Raw genomic sequence first — 18,642 nt, 5'->3', positions numbered from 1 at the left:
CTCTCCCTATCATCAATCGAAAATCAATTATTTACCCTTTACTCTTCTTTTAGTAACTAATACAACACCTGAACCCAATACTAATGCTCCACCAATCAAGTAGATCATTGTAGTACCAGCACCACCTGTACTTGGTAGTACTGTTCCTGTTTTGTTTTCTACATTTACTTGATTAATTGGTAAATTATTTTCACCTCTATCATTATTATCAACGATTAAGTTTCCACCATTATTGATTTCAACTTTAATTCTCTTTGCCAATTTATTGTATCCTTTTGGTGCAGCCGTTTCTTCTAACCAATAAGTACCTGGTTTAAGACCTTGGATACTAAACATTCCTGTATTAGTTGTTGTGATTTCTGTAATCCCAGCTTCGTCAGTCATAGCCAATCGATAATTTGTAGTACCTGTTTTCTGTACTAATTTATATGTATTTCCATTTGTTTCTGCATCATAAAGACTGAATTTTGCGTTTGCTAAAGTATTAGTTGTATCACCTGTGTATTTTAAAACATTAATTCCATAAGTTATTGTATGCGTTGTACTAGTTGTCGTATTATTTTTTTCACCATAAGTTAAATGGGTAGTATTGTCATTGTTGTCATGAATTTCTGCATCACCATTTAAAGTAGCTGAATATGTAACTTCAATCTTAGTAGTGTCATTAATTGTCTTTAAGAATTCTTCTTTAAATTTAATATCAAACGTACATTTATCTTCCGCATTTTCGACTACTTCATAATCTGTTGTTGAATTTAAATAATTAGTTTGACCACTTACCTTTACTTTAACATCCTTATTGAAAGTAAAACCTTTTTCCATTGTATCGTGTAAAACATAAGATTGCGCACCTTTTTGTGCAGTAATAGTAGTCTTAAAATTAATAGTTTCTCCGATATTTGCAAAATTACTCTCCACATCTGTATTATTTTGAACAATCTTTTTTTCAACTGAAGGTACACCATTCTTTTCTTCAATTGTCGCAGTTGAATTTGTAGTATTTAAACCACAAAGTGCTCCCACACTAGAATCTACCAAGTAATAACCTAAATCTAAATTATCAAAAGTTACTGTGTTATTAGAAGCTGTTGCTGTACCCTTGTTACCAATGTTATTTGTAGTTGCATAAGCTAACGCTTTTTGTGCAAATTCTGCTTTTCGACTATCAGTTATAGCCCCGTTCCAAGTTACATATCCATTTTTGTTAATATCAAAATATTTAATATTAGCAGAATCTGCTGCTTCACTGATAAAGTCATTCCAATCCGTATTTGGTTTATATGAATAATTACCTATTTCTTCACCCTGTTCATTTTTCTTTGGTTCATAACTTTCTAAATCTAAAAGCTTATAAATAGTATAAGTTTGTCCATTAACAGCGTTATTTATTGTAATTATTCCTTTTTCTGTTGTTACTGTAGTTCCTTCATCAGCTTTTACATTACTACTCATTGATACTACCATCATGAGCGCAAACATAATGGCAGCAATTTTCTTAATTAGTTTCATTTCTTTCTCCTATTCTTTGATTTGTCATTTAAATGATTCTTTTTATTTATATTTGTCAGAACTATCAAGCTTGCTAAAACCAACATCGTACCTGATATCCTGTAAATCAGGGATCCATACCCACCTGTGGAAGGCAGTATTTTAGTACGGCTTCTATTTGTAACAGTCACCGTTTGCCCGTTTATCGCAGCATTTGTAGATTCACCTTCTCCTTTATAATCTACTGTATACTGCAATTTATTTATTGTTACTTCTTTTGAAGAATCAACAATCGGTTTATTTGCATCATCTAGTTCATAAACGTAATATGTTTTGTTTAAATCCAGATTCACAAATTTGGCTTCTTTTTCTTCTTGATCAGAAGGACCAAATTCTATAGAAACAATATCTACTGGATTCTTTAAATCTGTATTATCATACAAACCAAATCTATAAGTTCCACTCACCGATTTTTTTGAATTTCCTGCTGCATCGTTAATGAAATTCTTTTTAATAACAATACCCTTCTTTTGGTTTGTTAAATCAAGCTTAAAATCCGCTGTACTATTACACTTTATAATGTCATCTCTTTTCAAACATTGATTTACATAGTCTGAATATGTTCCATTTTCTTTTTTGATACACATAATATAACGTACAGTATCATCCTTTATGTAACCATTAGGGGCACTTTCTTCTGTCACTTTATATATTGTGTTATAGTCCAATACCCATTGTGCACTAGATCCAAAGGTGATTTCACCTTGATCATTTGTAGTTTCTGACCATGTTTTGTCTGTTTGAACTTCAACAATTTCGTCATTTTTTAGTTCACATTTCGCAACTTTAAAAACTGCTCCTTGCAATCGCAAGTTAATATTGCTCGCATCTCGTTTAATTATTTTTAATTGAGGGCTATTTGAACTTTGTGTGCTACCACCTGCGTCATAAGTAAAGTTTTCAATTTTTACAGTCTCACCCCTCGAAGAACTATATCCCTTCCAATAAGCTGTATTCGTAACACTGACTTTTTCTCCAGGCGCAGCATTTACCGTTGCCGTATATGTAATTTTTAATTTTTTATCCTTAGGAATTTCTATTTCTAATTTATTATTTTCATAAGATACACGTGCATCTACTTGTTGACCTTGAGTATCTTTTACTTTAATTGTATCCAAATCTAAAATTAAATTACTTCCCAATTCATCCACTAATTTTAGCTTATTATCTGCACCATTTGATGGTAAATCTTGATTTAATGAATTTGTTTCAATTGTATAATTAATTTTTTGTCCATTTTGTACCTGGCTCTTCGTTATATTCTTCATTGACAAAGTTACATTAGAATACGCACTATCTATATTCTTTGTACCATCTGCATTTTGAAGAATAACATTATTTGTGAATTTCACCTCTTCTGATCCAAGCAATACTTTCGGGTCCGTTACTTTACAAACAACCTGAACATCTACTGAATATTTATCAGTAACCTTTCCTGCATAAAAATCACCTAATTCAATTAAAGCTTGATTTCCTTTTACGTAATAGATTGTTTTCCTAGACTCATTATCATCATCATCTGCAGTAATACTTTTTGAAGTCCATCCTTCACCAAGATTCTCTATAATCTTCGATTGTATTGATCCATTATTTTTCTGTCCTTCACCAATCCATTTGATACGTATATATGCCAACTGCATACCATCTGGAATCTGTTCTAATACACGATAACTTCCAGATAAGTCTCCTGAATAATTTACTTTAAAGGCCCATGACGCATATAAACCAGCACCTGTTTCTTTTAATTCATCTTTTACTATTCTAGTTTTTGGTCCCCCAACCGTATTCTTATCCGTACCATCCATATTACTTTTAATGTTTTGACCATCATAAGTAAATGTTTGGCCTAATTCTTTTAAAATGTTTTTACCACCACAAAGATCCTTTGTAGCATTACCCCTTTCAATAAAATTTACTCCATCATCACTAGTTTTTATACTATTTTTAAAAACATATGTTTCACGATATTTAGTTGGTAAACTCTCTGGTTCACTTGTAACCACAAAATAAAGATTATTGTCATTTCCTAAAGTTATATCTTGAGTTGATTTCAGTGTTAATTCACTGTATCTATCTTCACCAGAAAAATTCTTACTACTTCCCATACTTTGTTCAAATAAGTTTTTATCTAATTCTTTTAATGTTTTATTATTCAATAAACCCGTTAGATCATTGCTATTGATTTCATCAGGGATCACACCCTGATAAACTCCAACTAAAGAATCAGAATGTAGATATGAAGTTATCAAATCTTTATCTATAGATATACAATCTTGAAATACAGTTCCTTTTGGTATAGATGTACCCTTCACTTCAATTAGCCAATATAACTTACCATTTACCCAAGAAGTTGCATCCTTTTCTGCCCTAACATAATCCCAAGCTTTTTTATGTACATTCATACTATAATTACCAGAAACAATTACTTCTTTAGAATTCGATACAATATCCGATATATCAATATCTGTTCCATTTCGATTTACTTTTCCACTTAATATAAATGTATTCTTCAAATTCAATTCCGTAAAAGAAGCAGTTTTTGATTGAGCTACATAATATGTAAATCTATACGCATTCTTTCCGTTCTTCCAATCCATATCAGAAGGTATTAGGCTAAACTCATGTAAGGAATCAATTTTAACCCATTTTGTTTCCTCTGTTTGATAAATATCTTTCGTAGAATCATATTTCATGCTTTCAACTTTGGCATACCCCACATACACCATCTTATCTGTATTTAAATTATCCTTCATTTGAATACTTTTTACATCAAACTCATTTTTAGTTTTATTTACATCAACTGTATACTCATAACTACCTTTAGGCACGACAAAAGAATTATCTGTTGATGAATCTTGTTTAATGTGACCATTCTCAATCAAATATTTTCCTTCTCCATTAGAAATCGTTATTGTTTTTTCATCATTTGTTTTTTCACCGACACGCTTTTCACTCCATGAGTATTCATTTAAAGTTTGTACATTGTAAACACGATCAACCGCATCATTAAAATTCTTGCCTGCATTTGAAGCAGAAAACAAATAACGATTTTTTACATCTAATGTCCCAGATTTAATAGCCGCAAAAGCCTCTGGTTTTACAGTTAAAGTGTATGTCACATATAAAGAATCTCCAGGGTTTATTGTAATCGGCTTATCCGTTTTGCCAGTTAATTTAAATCTTGTTGGATTTCCATCTGAATCTGTCCAAATTTTTTTATACTCACCCTGATTTAATGACCACAAAATCTGAATATCTTTAATTTCTTCAAAATCTTGTTTCCCATCTCCTTTTTTGTAAAACTTTACTGAATCTTTATTATATGAAATATATTCTAATGCTCTACTGTCTGTTTTAATATTATCTCCCGCATAATTCAAATCATCAAAAAGTTCAAAATTCTTCAGTGAATAATTACTTCCATCTTTATGTAATCCAAATTCTAGTTTGTAAGGAATCAAATAATTACCATTCGCATCCTTTTTTATATCTCCATCTACACTTTTTTTCATCAAATCACTGTAATTAATTTGTGGAACAAAATTTGCCGTGCTATTATCCCTATCATAAACATTATTTTGATTCGTTTTAGAATAAACATGAGCTTCGTTCGTAATTGTATTTCCGTTTAAAGCTTTATTATCTGCCAACTTAACATAATATGTAAGGACACGCTTTTCATTAGGAGCCATATTACCAATATTCCAAACTAAACTTCCAGGATTTAGTTTTTCAGCTGCATTTGCTTCAGGTATAGGATTTACCTCATCACTAGTCTCAACACCCAAATATACTTTTCCATGTACAAAGCTTGTATTATTTTCAATTGTTTCAAAAGGATTCGGTTTAACCGCATTATCTTTAAGTATAGTTTCAGTTTTATCAATTCCAATATATGACACTAAATCTTTACTTTGAGTAAATCTATCAACAACAATTATATTTTTAGCACCATTTGAGCCTGCAGTAACTGTAATGGAATATTTAATATAATCATCATTTTTATCTTCTCCATCTTTACTACAAATCTTATTTACACTTATATCACCAAATCGTTCTAAAAAATCCGTTCCATAATTCAATTTAATACCATTTATATTAGTATCTAATTGACCATTAGGATCTAAGCTACTTAAATCAATCTTTCCTTCTACATAAAATTCACCAGAAAACGTACTCGTTTCCGCTCCAGATCCATCTAATAATTTTTGTAAATAATCTTTAAAATAAGTGACAACAACTTTACCATTATAGGCATTGATTTCACCAATTTTTTCATTTGTGTCTTTATCCATCATTGGAGCAGTTATACCTACAAAACTTAAAAAATTTGGAAGATTATAAGTAAATTTACAATTACGCTTTTCCATAAATTCTTTTGTATGAATTTTCTGGAATTTAACTAAAATCTTTAAACTCGTATTATTCGGACTTTCTCCATTTGAGATTTCCGTCCATTGATCATTATTCTTTACATACAAAATGGTGGACTCAATATAATCTGGATGTTCATTTAAAACAAAATCTAAATTCGTTTTGGGCTCTTCTTGCTCATCTGTAGTTTGTTCAGCATCTTTTAATTCAGGTTCTGCTACTGTTTCTACATCATCACTAGGTTCTGTTGTATCCTGTTGAGTATTCTCTTCTTCTACAGGCTGTTCTTCTTCCTTTTCGTAACAATCTTCAGTATGTTGATGTTCTTCTTTATCACAAATTAACTTGTCATCTTGAAAACATTCCTCTGTATGAGTATGTTCTTCCATTCCACAAATGGTCTTACCCTCTAAAGTAATGGCCGGAAGAGTTAGTGCATAAACCACGCAAAAAACAACCACGCAAGAAAGGGCTAAAGTAATCCTTTTCCATTTCTTTAACCGTGCTTTATCCTTAAGTAGTTTTTTTATATATTCCGAAACCATGCTCTCTCACCTACTTTACACTTCCTATTTGATCAAAAGGCCAAATTCTAAAAATAATCTGCCCCTCTATTTGTTCTTTCGAAATATCTCCAATTGCTCTACTTCTAGAATCTATAGAAGTATCTCTGTTATCACCCATTAAAAACCAATGCGATTCAGACACCTGGTGTGGAAGATCAATATCACAATTTCCTAAAGCTTTTTCATTAAGATACTTTTCATCCAATACTTTGCCATCCACACTCACATTGCCATTCACATCAATATCTACCCATTGACCAGGACTGGCAATAACACGTTTTACCAACAACTTATTTCCCTGCCAAAAAGCTACAATATCTCCCGACTTTAAATCCGTATTCTTTACAGAAACAACATACTGACCCTGTTCTAAAGTAGGAGACATACTATAGCCATAAATAGATAATACGGGCATCCATAAAGTAGCTACTAAAACAGAAATGGCAGCTACTACAACCAATATACCAATCGTCCCCTTTAAAGTTTTACGATATACAGCCCTATCCTTTAATCGCTTCTGCTCCGATTCTATTTCTTCCATTGTTAAATCATTTGAATTTGTAGTATCCTTTTTCATCTCGCAAATGACATCCACCAACTCACTACGACTCAAATGCTTTAAATCTTTCTTCTCCATATCTAACCCCTATATTTATTGGTAGCGCTTACTTCAAGTTAGTAAAAAAAAGTCTACCTTGTAAACTTGTAAACCACTTTAGTAAAAAAATATTGCACAAATTATCAATAATGTATTCATAAATACATCAAATATCCCTTACCTATCAAGCATTTTAAGATTAACTAACTTTTGGTAATCTACATATTACGCGCCTTACAATCATTTTTCAAATACCTAAATTACAATGGTTATATTTATTTTGTGTTAAATATTGTATATCCTAAGTATTTACTTACATATTTTACTTTTTGGTTATATATGTGTCCCCCCCCCCGAAATAAACTCGATTAAAAAGTGCAACAGAATTGTTAAAATATACAAAAGAAAAACAGAATTCATTACGAATTCTGTTCTTTCCTATAATTCAATTGTAAGGTATTTTAAACCACCATATTTAACTTGATAACGATAAATATTATACATAAGTTCTAACCACTCTGTATCTGTAATCTGCTTTTTGCCAATACAATCAATCATCATGTTTTCAGACTTTTTTAAACACTCCATATTCTGAACCCACTTTTTATAATTCTTACTATTCGGCTCCAGTGCCATGTCTATGAGATCATCATACTTCTCATTTACAGCCTTATATATAACTCGAATATTCTCAATTGTAGGCTTTTCGATAGTATCAATGTAATCAAAAAATCTCATATATATTACCACTCCTTTGCATCGAACTACCCACATTATAAACCTCAAATATATACCTTGTATAGAAAAAAGCACCAATTAAGAAACTTTTTTGAATATGTTTATGATCTGATCATCTAATACATTCACATAAATTGGCTTAGAAATATACCCATTCATACCTGCAGCCATCGCCATTTCTTATCTTATCATCAAATTTAATTCTGACAACCATTCAGTTTTGTATAGTATTGACATATTTCAGTTTCAACCATATCATAATTAAAGAAACAGGTTTCCTGTTATCGAAAATATTGTTGCTTACCGGAAGCAACTAATAAATGTCCGGCTCGAAAATATTGTATGCTCACCGAAAGCATCTAATAAATGTTCGGCTTGAAAATTTGAGTTCTGCTTTTATGGCAGGACTTTTTTTCTTATATTTAAATGTTGTACCTACTATAGAAAAAAGTGTCATTTAAGACACTTTTTTGAATATGTTTATAATCTGATTTTCCAATACATTCACATCAATCGGCTTAGAAATATGCCCATTCATACCTGCTTCCATTGCCATTTTCTTATCTTCCTCAAACGCATTGGCCGTCATAGCTAGAATTGGAATACTTGCTTTTTTTACATTCTCAAATTGACGAATTCTTCTAGTCGCCTCATACCCATTCATATTTGGCATTTGAATATCCATCAAAATCAAATCATACAAATCCGCATCCACTTCAGACAACCGATTTATACAAGCTAAACCATCCTCAACACGATCCAACACTAAACCACTCTGTTCAAGTATGGCCATCGCAATCTCGGCATTTAAATCATTATCTTCCACAAGTAAAACACGCTTACCTTCTAAGATGGATTTTTCATCCAAAACATCCAATTCTTGATTCCATTCTATAGAATCCTCATCCGCTATTCTATGCTCAAAAGTAAGAGTGAAACAAGTCCCCTCACCCAGTTTACTCTTTACACGAATTTCTCCATCCATCATATCCACAAGATTCTTGACAATCGCCATACCTAACCCTGTACCAGAAACTTTTCCAATCGTTGTATTGTATTCTCTAGAAAAAGAATCAAATAAAGTTGGAAGATAGTCTTCACTCATGCCAATACCCGTATCTTTGATTTGCGTTTGAATCCTCACATAACCCGATCTTGTACAATCAAGTTCCTTGACATCAATCGCAATATGACCACCATCAGGCGTATACTTAAACGCATTTCCCACTAGATTCATTAAGATTTCACGAACCTTAAAGCCATCCCACAACACATGTGTATGATCCACATCTACACTCGTTGTAAATACGATATTCTTTTCTTGTGCACTCGACTCGAATACACTCTCGATTTCTTCCACTACAAGCCCGATTGCTTCGGCTCTTTCTTCGACAACCATCTTACCACTCTCAATACGCGCCATATCCAGCACATTATTAATGATGGAAAGTAATAACTTGCCACTCTGCTCAATCTTATTTTGATAATCCACCAGGATTGGATCTGTCAAATACTGCTTCATCAATTCATTGTAGCCAAGAATCACATTCATAGGCGTACGAATATCATGCGACATATTGTTTAAGAAATCCGTTTTCGCCTTATTCGCATTTTCCGCCACAATATATGCCTCTTTTAATTTCGCCTCCTGCATACGTTCCTTCTTGATCAAATCATCAATGTTTCTTGTACCAATCACCGCCACACGACTACGATCCTTTTTATAAACATACGCAATACGTGTCTGATGATAAATAATACGATCACCCGTTTTAAATTCATAGGTCATTGAAAAATCATCTTGCTTTGAACATAACGCATCTAACGAAAGCTGATCTAAGAAATTTTCACGACTTTCATCCGTCACAATCTCATCGGCATAAGCTGGCAATAATTCACACCACTGATTTCCATATTTACGACAAAAATCCGCAATACGCTTACCATTCTCACCCACTTCACGATAGGAAAAGATTTGACCACTGTCCAACTCCAACAATAATACGGAAAAATATTCTTTACCAAGACCCTCAATAATCTCTCTTTGAAGCTCTAATACCCTTTCCCTTTTTATGACCTCATCAATCGGACGAAAACCCATTATAATCTTAAAATGATTCAAATCCTCATATAGAAATACTGCCCTTGCCCCTAAATTCGAAATTCCATTCTCATCCGGAACAATTTGAAAATGCCATTCTAAAGAACCCTGTTCCTTTAATGTACGCATTAAAGAAGCATTTGATAAAAGATCCATATAATTTGGACAAGAATCCTTCATCAGTACATTATCATAGAAATAATTTAAACTCTCACTATAAGTATGCCAATTCATTTCTGCACAACTCGCATCCTGCTTAATAACCTCAACGGTATCTTGTTTCAAGTCACAAAGCACTAAAGAAGTATAATCCATAGTCAGTGCTGATAAGATATTATTTTGTTCCTTTTCCCGAATAAATTCCGTTACATCCGAAATATGTCCATGCAGTATAGAATTTCCCTCTTTCTCTACACTCTCACTTACATAGTGATATCCATCTTTTCCTAACAAACGAAAAACAGAATTGAATAAATCTATCTCTCTATCCTCTGGATGCACCATATTCATTAATTTATTATCAAATCGAGTTTCAATCTCTTCTTTTGACCAACCAAAAATCTCTTGAAATTTTAAACTCACATATAAAAAGGGATATCCCTCCTCCAATGAACACCGATGATATCCACCAATACGCCCACACACTTCTTGAATTGTCAAATCATTATCTATTATCTTCATAAAAAATCCCCTAATATCTATAACTCTATCAAACTCTCAATCCTATTTCAATTCACTAAAAACTATGGTTATATTCCCATTAAATAAAAGTAAACTCATTTGACTATATAGTAACACAAATTACGTTTAAGTTAGATGTATGCGTTTACACTCAATTAAAAAGTACAAACTGTACTAAAAAGTGCAAATAAAAAAGGTACATAAAGTACCTTAATTGCTTCTACGCTTTTTACGACTATGAATATTCTTAGATACACTACGAATATTTAAAATTGGAGCCAAGAAAATGATAATTGGATAGATTTCCAAACGACCAATCAACATCGCAAAAGATAAGACAATCTTCGAAAAATCCGAGAACATGGAAAAGTTTCCCATTGGACCACAAAGGCCAAATCCTGGACCTACATTACCAATACAAGTCATAACCGATGTAACTGTTGTCTCAAAATCAAAGTTATTAAATGAAACCAAGAACAACAAGACACCGACAATAATAATGAAACTACAGAAATACGCCATGATCTGATTGACTACTTCTGTATCCACTACCTTACCATCCATTGTGATGGCTTCTACTTTTTGTGGATGTAGTAACTTTTGAATATCCAATTTGATTTTCTTCACAATAATCAAAAGACGACTTACTTTCACACCACCACCAGTCGAACCAGCACTCGCACCACAGACTGTTAATAAGAAGAGGATCATCTTACTAAATTGTGGCCAGACACTATAATCACAACTCGAATATCCAGTTGTCGTTATAATTGAACCCACTTGAAAACTTGCCAAACGAATGGATTTGAATACATCAAAATTATACATGGATAAAATATTCAATGTGATACAAATAATTGAGAATAGAATAATACCTAAATATGTACGCAACTCTTCATTTTTAAAGACCTGTTTGAAATCTTTGATTAATAAAAAGTAATACATATTAAAGTTCACACCAAATAAAATCATGAAAATCGTAATGATTACTTCATAATACGCATTGTTGTAGGCACCAATACTCGTGTTTTTAATCGCAAAACCACCGGTACCCGCCGTACCAAACGTGTTACATAACGCATCAAACAAGGGCATCTTGCCAATCAATAGTAAAATGACCTGAATGATAGTTAATCCCATATACATGGTATATAAAATCATAGCGGACTGACGCATACGAGGCACTAATTTACCAATGGTAGGACCCGGTGCTTCGGCACGCATGATATGCATATCACGATCATTTGACTTTGGAAGTAAAGCCAAAATGAAAACCAAGATACCCATGCCACCAATCCAGTGCGTAAAGCTACGCCAGAATAGTGTGGCATGCTTCAAATTCTCAACTTCCGTTAAAATACTTGAACCTGTCGTTGTAAATCCAGACACAGCTTCAAAGAAACAATCCACAAAAGAAGGAATTTCACCCGATAAATAGAATGGTAATCCACCAAAGAAAGAAACAACAATCCAGGCAATACCTACCGCAAGCATTCCGTCTTTGGCAAAATAAGAATTCGTTCTCGACTTTTTACGCGTTAAACCATATCCTAAAACCAAACAAATCCCAATTACGATCAAGTAAGAATCATATAATCCTTCTTGATAAATCAAATCCACAATGACCGGCAACACCATTAAACAGGCCTGCGCAATAAGCACCATACCCAATACATTACCAATCATAGTCCAGTTGAGTTTATGTATATTATGCTTAAGATAGTAAATCATTGATATCCCTCAATCCTGCAACCTTACTAATGATGATTACTGTATCCGATAGTTGAATACGCGTATCCCCAGTTGCCACTTTAGAAACACCTTTATGTGTTACATACGCAATGATAATACCCTTACGAATATTTAGATCCTTAATTGGCACGTCAATAAAACGACAATTGTCACGCACTCTAAATTCTAAAGCCTCTACCTTGTCATCCACTAGCTTGATCAAAGATTCAACGTTGGATCCAACCGTATTCTGCATAGCACGAACATACTGCACGATTTGGTTTGCGGTAATAAACTTAGGCGTAATTGAATTTTCAAGACCCAACTTTTCCAACAAGAAACCTAAAGAAACACGATTTACCTTAGGAAGCACATGCGTAACACCATGACTTTGGGCAAACATGGAAATAATGACATTCTCCTCATCATTATCTGTAAGAGCGATAAAGGCATCCATTTCCTCTAAGGATTCACTCAACAATAATTCATGATCCGTTCCATCTCCATGAATAACTGTTGCCTGTGGAAATTTTTCAACCAAGTTGATACACTTCTCTTTATTCAACTCAATAATCTTAACAGCCATACCCAATTCAAGTAACATGCTCGTCAAATAATATGTGATACGACCACCACCAACAATCATAACCTCATTGACTGTACGATCGCTTAAAATACCAATTTTAATAAAGAAACGCTCTAATTGCGTTGTTGAACCCGTTAATGTAAGACGGTCATTTGCATAAATCACCGTATTTCCGTTTGGAATGATGACTTCACCATCACGCAAAATCGTCACAAACAAGACTTCCGTCTTAAAACGACGATTGATATCAACCACACGCATATTTATAAGTGGGGAATTTTCTGTTACCTTAACTTCAGCAAGCTCAATTCTTCCCTTCGCAAAAGACGATACTTTAATGGAATTTGAGAAACGAATCGCACGCAATATTTCACGAGCCGCCGCCTGCTCTGGATTGATACTCATACTCAATCCCAATTCATCTTTAATCAAACGAACTGTATTATTGTATTCTGGATTACGAATACGAGCAATGGTATGTCTAGCTCCCAATTTTTTTGCCAATAAACAACAAATAATATTCACTTCATCCGTTGATGTAGCCGCAATCAACAAATCACTCGAAGGTACACGTGCTTCCAATAATGTGTCTAAACTAGCTCCATTGCCTTGCACACCAACAATATCGAGTTGATTCATTGTACTCGATAATACATTCGCTTTATTTTCAACCACTGTAATATCATGACCCTCTTGATTCAATTGTTTCGCAATCGCAAAGCCAACTTTCCCATCGCCAACTACAATAATTTTCATATTTTCCTCCAAAAAAAATAAATTCCGATACGGAATCTATCTCAAGTATAATACAAATCAATATTAAAAACTAGTGATACAGAAAATATGTTCTATCTTCTTGCATTTTCAATTCATAGTGATATACTAGGCTATGCTGGATAATCAAATTACCCTTTTACCGCTTATCCAGCGTTTCCTATTTCTTGAGCTGATTTACCCGATCAGCTCTTTTTTTCGTTTTAACAATCGAGTATAATGCCCTTAGAAAAGTGCATGATTCATTTGCACGATCTTACCTGCTTATAGACGCTTTTTTTTAAGGAGGGGTGTTATGAATACACAATTACTCGAAGCTTTATGCCAAGATTTTACAGCCATCTATCAATGCGACCTCATCCAAGATACAATCGATATCGTACGCTATGACAAAGGAACCCATACCGATACGGCCATACAAACCATGGATTCCTATACACTTCATTCCTTTAGCAAAATGATACAATATTTTGAAAATCTTTATATTCAAGATTCCGCTCAAGAAAGCTTTTGGAAAGAATTTGAACCCCAGGCATTAATGGAAAAACTAAAAGACAACCCCATCTATTGCTACCATTGTCGTTTAAAGCCAAATCAAAACGGTAATGAATACCATTCTTTTCGAGCCATTAAACTCAATGAATCCAAATCTAGCTTTGAAGTTGTGATTGGCATTAAAGTCATGGATGATCTCATGGAAAAACAATATAAGAATGAAAAGCGCCTTCAACAACTCCTTGAAGAAAAGAAGCATCAAAAAGAAGAATTAGAAATCGCCTATAAACAAGCTTCTGAAGAAGACTCCATATTATTGGCATTATGCAATGACTATAGCGTTGTTTATGTATGTGATTTAGAAAAAGACGATTTAAAAGTCATTAAAGATACCAATCCCCATATCGCATCCAGTTCTGAATTTAAATATTCCACAACCCTAGAAATATTTACTAAGATACAAGCAATTTATAAAGGCAATGAATCCTATGTTGAAAAGTTAGAGCGAACCAATCTAATACAAGCCCTAAAAGATAAGGATGAACTCTCTTTACAATTTTGTATCAATAAAGACCAAGACAATCCATCCTATATGGAAACGCGTGTTGTGAAAATCAAGTCCGATACTGGCTTTAAAATCATTCTAGGCTCACGTCATATTGATGATATTGTCAAAGAACGTGAAGAACAAAACAAACAATTGAATGAAGCCCTAAAAAAAGAGCGCACATATAACGAAATCATTCATGCGATTGGTTCAATTTATAAAAGTATCGCCACCATTGATCTAAAGAAACAAACCTATACCGTACTATCTTACAAGAGTGCAGACAAGAAAATTACGGAAACCGATTTTAAAGGAAGTATGGAACAATTAAAACAACATTATATAGCTAAGAATAGCGCATCCCCTTTTGTAGATGAAGTCTTAGAATTTATTGATCTAGACACAATCCCTGAGCGTATGAAAGGCAAAAACATTCTTACCTTAGAAATGAAAGGTCAAAATGGAAAATGGCATGCCTGCTCCATCATCCCACAAACCTATGACAAGAATTATAATTTGACTAATGTATTGATGACTCTATCTGATATTGATGATTTTAAGAAAAGAGAGCTCGAAGCCAAAGAAAAGCTAAAAGAAGCCGCCATTGAAGCCAAGCGTGCTAATCTTGCCAAGACAAACTTCTTACGAAGAATGTCCCACGACATACGCACACCATTAAATGGCATCGTAGGTATGATCAACCTATCTGAAAGATATGCGAATGACACAGATAAGCTCTATGAATGTAAAGAAAAAGTATTGACCTCACTTGACTACTTGTTGTCATTGATCAATGATATTCTAGATATGAACAAAGTAGAATCTGGTACACTTGTTTTAGAAAATAAACCATTCAACCTAATTGACATTCTTAATAAAATCATTGCGATTACAGAAACAAACTGCGAACAACACAACATACAATTCTTTGGCGGAAAAGATATGAGCAAGATCATCCATCGTAATTTTGTGGGTAGTGGCGAATATTTAAACCGCCTATTGATGAACATCGCTAGCAATGCCATTAAATACAACCGTGAAGGTTGCTCGGTTACATTATATTGCACAGAATTATCGAGTGATGATACGCACGCTCTATATGAATTTGTATGTAAAGATACAGGACTTGGTATGAGTGAAGATTTCCAGAAACATGCCTTTGAACCATTTACTTGTGAAGGTAAACCAACCACAACCGGATATAATGGTACAGGATTAGGTCTATCCATTGTCAAAGACATTGTAGAAATGATGCATGGTACGATTCAAATGGAAAGTAAAGAAAATGTGGGTACGACTTTTAGGATAATTCTTCCTTTACAGATAGATCCAAACCCACAAATCATAAAACCCATTCAAACTAAGCCATTAAATCTTACAAATAAGAAAGCACTCCTTGTTGAAGATAATGATATCAACCTAGAAATCGCAACCATTCTGTTACAAGATCTAGGGCTTGATGTCTCGATTGCCCGAAATGGACAAGAAGCCGTTGATCAATTCAAAGAATCTAAGCTTAACACTTTCGATTATATTTTTATGGATATTATGATGCCAGTTAAAGATGGATTACAGGCCACAAGAGAAATACGTGCCTTACCAAGAAACGATGCGAAAAGCGTACATATTCTTGCGATGAGTGCCAATGCATTTGAAAGTGATATTCAAGAATGCCTAAAAGCAGGTATGGATGGACATATCGCAAAACCAATCACTATGGAACTATTAAAAGAAAAATTAGCGAAATGAAAAGGGTGAGACAATCACCCTTTTAGTCTGCATATGGCTTTAAATAATCTGCATTCAAAATTAAAATCTTATTATCAACTATACGAATTACATTCTCTTCTCTTAATCCACGCAAAATACGGTTGACGCTGTTTCTTGTAGAAATACCACAGAATCCTGCAATATCATCATTTGTGACCTGCATATCAATCAATATACCTTCCTCGTTTTCTTTTCCAAACAGAGAAATCAAATTATAAAGAAAGGCATAGATAGCGCCACTCTTTCCATTCATTGTCATACATTTTTGGCGATATAGAGCTCTTTGTAGATTCTCACGATAGTATGCCTCAACATATTCTTTGAGCTTTTCATCTTGCTTTACAGCCCTTGAAAAATCTTCTCGACTTACCAAACAAAAAGATGCCTCTTCACTTTCAACACGAATTCTTATACGATACGCAACATCTTCACGAAGTGTGTCGCACATTAACGAAAGAAGATTGGGCCCTTTGGCGTAAGTTATATTATATTCACGTCCATCCTCTAAAATGGAACTCACCTTTACGACACCTTCCTTTAAGAAAATCATCTTTTCTAAACCACACATTATAATATCATGGTTCTTTTTTGAAACAATTGGGACTTCCATCCTTTTCAGATATTGAAGCACATAGTCACAATTCATCTTCTTCACCTCTATCATTATTCCCATTGTATCATACTTCCGTAGAATCTTGTTAGCAATTGATATTTATTATATGACGTGTTCCTTACATATACAATTATGGACAATTGTTTTTGTATAATACACAACAAGATGATATACTTATTTTTGCTGGATAGCTTGTCCAAAAAGTAATTTGCATATCCAGTTTCCTATGAATAGAGCTGAATTACTTGCCACATCATCTAGTTCAGCTCTTTTTTCATTTCAAAGTCCATGATATAGTAAATAAAACTGGTTGTAACCAACTCATGATAGTCTTTCTTATAATGACCAGTTTTAAGAGTCGACATCCCACATTTTTAGTCGGCTCTTTTTATTTTGCATGAAAAAAGGCGGATTATGCATCCACCTTAACATCTACAAATTGTTTTAAATACTCGACATCCAAGACCATGATTTTATTATACAATGTGCGAATAACATGTTCTTCTCTTAAGCCACGCAAAATACGATTCACGCTATGTCTTGTAGAAATTCCACAGAAACCCGCAATATCATCATTTGTGATCTTTAAATCGATCAAAATTCCATCACGCGCTTCTTTTCCAAACATTGTAACCAAATAGTATATAAATGCACATACAGCACCATTCTTACCATTCATCGTCATTAATTCTTGTCTTGAAATTGTTTCCGATAATTTCTTACGATAATACGTATTCACGTATTCTACCAACTCCGTATGTTCATTTAATAACTGATTGAACAATTCTTTAGAAACACAATAAAAACTAGCTTCATCACTCTCAACACGAATCATTAATGAAGAAAATTTACAATCCACAACTGCATCTTTAAACATAGATAAAATATCAAAGCCTTTTAAATACGCAATATTAAATTCACGTCCATCACGCATTAAAACGCTGACCTTCACAACACCTTCTTTTAAAATATATACATTCTCATCATCCATCTTTAAAAATGTATGTCTTCTTTTACGAATAACAGGCACTTCGTGCTCTGTAAAAAAGTCTAAAAATAATTCACGCCCCATAATTTAAATCACCCTTTGTCAATATGGTTTATTATAACACACTCCCAATTTGTATACGTTAACAAATCACACAGATAAGAAAAAAGAATAGACCTAAGCCTATTCTTCTATGAGTTCAAATCGATATTCCTGCTTCACATCCGGATACTTGTCATGATCGACTTTTGACACAAACATTTCATATGGACGAACAAAATACTTATAATCCCCATATAATGCTTGATAAACCACCATCTTCTCTTGCGTTTCCGTATGCATCGCAACACACAACACGTTGTTTCCTTTAAAATGTCGATATATTCTATTTTCTATTACTTTCATAAATTCTTTCCTGCAACGTTGTTTGACGAATACGCTTTAATTTTAAGCGTACTTGCGTTTCAAATAAGCTCCTATTGCCAATAATAAAAAGCTGTTTTTTAGCACGCGAGATTGCCGTATATAAAAG

Annotated in this window: 11 protein-coding genes; 1 reads left to right on the top strand and 10 read right to left on the bottom strand. The window is 33.4% G+C overall.

Going from position 1 to position 18,642, the window contains the following annotated elements; all coding sequences use genetic code 11:
- Positions 1-27: 27 nt before the first annotated feature.
- The 7 genes from NE544_RS07385 to trkA form a co-directional block, all read right to left on the bottom strand.
- Positions 28-1,509, bottom strand: a complete 1,482-nt coding sequence (locus NE544_RS07385) for a SpaH/EbpB family LPXTG-anchored major pilin (protein ID WP_256268889.1) — start codon at positions 1,507-1,509, stop codon at positions 28-30.
- Positions 1,506-6,368, bottom strand: a complete 4,863-nt coding sequence (locus NE544_RS12310) for a SpaA isopeptide-forming pilin-related protein (protein WP_256268888.1) — start codon at positions 6,366-6,368, stop codon at positions 1,506-1,508. Before NE544_RS12310 ends, NE544_RS07385 begins: the two co-directional genes overlap by 4 nt.
- 109 nt (positions 6,369-6,477) lie before the next feature.
- Positions 6,478-7,125 (bottom strand): signal peptidase I, encoded by a 648-nt coding sequence (gene lepB, locus NE544_RS07375; RefSeq protein WP_256268887.1) that lies wholly within the window; start codon positions 7,123-7,125, stop codon positions 6,478-6,480.
- A 399-nt stretch (positions 7,126-7,524) separates the two neighbouring features.
- Complete coding sequence (locus NE544_RS07370) at positions 7,525-7,824, bottom strand: hypothetical protein (protein ID WP_256268886.1); 300 nt, start codon at positions 7,822-7,824, stop codon at positions 7,525-7,527.
- A 457-nt stretch (positions 7,825-8,281) separates the two neighbouring features.
- The gene (locus NE544_RS07365; RefSeq protein ID WP_256268885.1) at positions 8,282-10,606 is read right to left on the bottom strand and encodes a PAS domain-containing hybrid sensor histidine kinase/response regulator; all 2,325 of its coding nucleotides are present in this window, start codon (positions 10,604-10,606) and stop codon (positions 8,282-8,284) included.
- Positions 10,607-10,816: 210 nt separating this feature from the next.
- Positions 10,817-12,337 carry a TrkH family potassium uptake protein gene (locus NE544_RS07360; RefSeq protein WP_256268884.1) on the bottom strand — a complete coding sequence of 507 codons (1,521 nt, stop codon included), beginning with the start codon at positions 12,335-12,337 and terminating at the stop codon, positions 10,817-10,819.
- Positions 12,321-13,679 carry a Trk system potassium transporter TrkA gene (trkA, locus tag NE544_RS07355; protein ID WP_256268883.1) on the bottom strand — a complete coding sequence of 453 codons (1,359 nt, stop codon included), beginning with the start codon at positions 13,677-13,679 and terminating at the stop codon, positions 12,321-12,323. The genes NE544_RS07360 and trkA overlap by 17 nt, the downstream gene beginning before the upstream one ends.
- 313 nt (positions 13,680-13,992) lie before the next feature.
- Here trkA and NE544_RS07350 point away from each other — a divergent pair, with 313 nt between their 5' ends.
- Positions 13,993-16,488 (top strand): hybrid sensor histidine kinase/response regulator, encoded by a 2,496-nt coding sequence (locus tag NE544_RS07350; protein WP_256268882.1) that lies wholly within the window; start codon positions 13,993-13,995, stop codon positions 16,486-16,488.
- Positions 16,489-16,510: 22 nt separating this feature from the next.
- On the opposite strand, the gene NE544_RS07345 is transcribed toward NE544_RS07350, so the two are convergent.
- The 3 genes from NE544_RS07345 to NE544_RS07335 form a co-directional block, all read right to left on the bottom strand.
- Positions 16,511-17,155, bottom strand: coding sequence for a Crp/Fnr family transcriptional regulator (locus NE544_RS07345; protein WP_256268881.1), 645 nt, complete (start codon positions 17,153-17,155; stop codon positions 16,511-16,513).
- Between the two features lie 379 nt (positions 17,156-17,534).
- Positions 17,535-18,194, bottom strand: coding sequence for a Crp/Fnr family transcriptional regulator (locus tag NE544_RS07340; RefSeq protein ID WP_118116629.1), 660 nt, complete (start codon positions 18,192-18,194; stop codon positions 17,535-17,537).
- A 99-nt stretch (positions 18,195-18,293) separates the two neighbouring features.
- Entirely contained in the window at positions 18,294-18,515 is a 222-nt protein-coding gene (locus NE544_RS07335; protein WP_256268880.1) for a DUF1653 domain-containing protein, read from the bottom strand.
- Between the last annotated feature and the right edge of the window lie 127 nt (positions 18,516-18,642).

This window comes from Holdemanella sp. MSK.7.32 (assembly GCF_024460475.1).
In the GTDB taxonomy this organism is placed as follows: Bacteria; Bacillota_I; Bacilli_A; order Erysipelotrichales; family Erysipelotrichaceae; genus Holdemanella.
Note: the sequence above shows the minus strand (reverse complement) of the source record. Positions and strands in the feature narration are given on the sequence as shown.

Excerpts from the sequence above, each read along its gene's own strand:
- NE544_RS07385 (WP_256268889.1), bottom strand. The coding sequence starts at position 1,509 with ATGAAACTAATTAAGAAAATTGCTGCCATTATGTTTGCGCTCATGATG.
- lepB (WP_256268887.1), bottom strand. The coding sequence starts at position 7,125 with ATGGAGAAGAAAGATTTAAAGCATTTGAGTCGTAGTGAGTTGGTGGAT.
- NE544_RS07370 (WP_256268886.1), bottom strand. The coding sequence starts at position 7,824 with ATGAGATTTTTTGATTACATTGATACTATCGAAAAGCCTACAATTGAG.
- NE544_RS07365 (WP_256268885.1), bottom strand. The coding sequence starts at position 10,606 with ATGAAGATAATAGATAATGATTTGACAATTCAAGAAGTGTGTGGGCGT.
- NE544_RS07360 (WP_256268884.1), bottom strand. The coding sequence starts at position 12,337 with ATGATTTACTATCTTAAGCATAATATACATAAACTCAACTGGACTATG.
- trkA (WP_256268883.1), bottom strand. The coding sequence starts at position 13,679 with ATGAAAATTATTGTAGTTGGCGATGGGAAAGTTGGCTTTGCGATTGCG.
- NE544_RS07350 (WP_256268882.1), top strand. The coding sequence starts at position 13,993 with ATGAATACACAATTACTCGAAGCTTTATGCCAAGATTTTACAGCCATC.
- NE544_RS07345 (WP_256268881.1), bottom strand. The coding sequence starts at position 17,155 with ATGAATTGTGACTATGTGCTTCAATATCTGAAAAGGATGGAAGTCCCA.
- NE544_RS07340 (WP_118116629.1), bottom strand. The coding sequence starts at position 18,194 with ATGGGGCGTGAATTATTTTTAGACTTTTTTACAGAGCACGAAGTGCCT.
- NE544_RS07335 (WP_256268880.1), bottom strand. The coding sequence starts at position 18,515 with ATGAAAGTAATAGAAAATAGAATATATCGACATTTTAAAGGAAACAAC.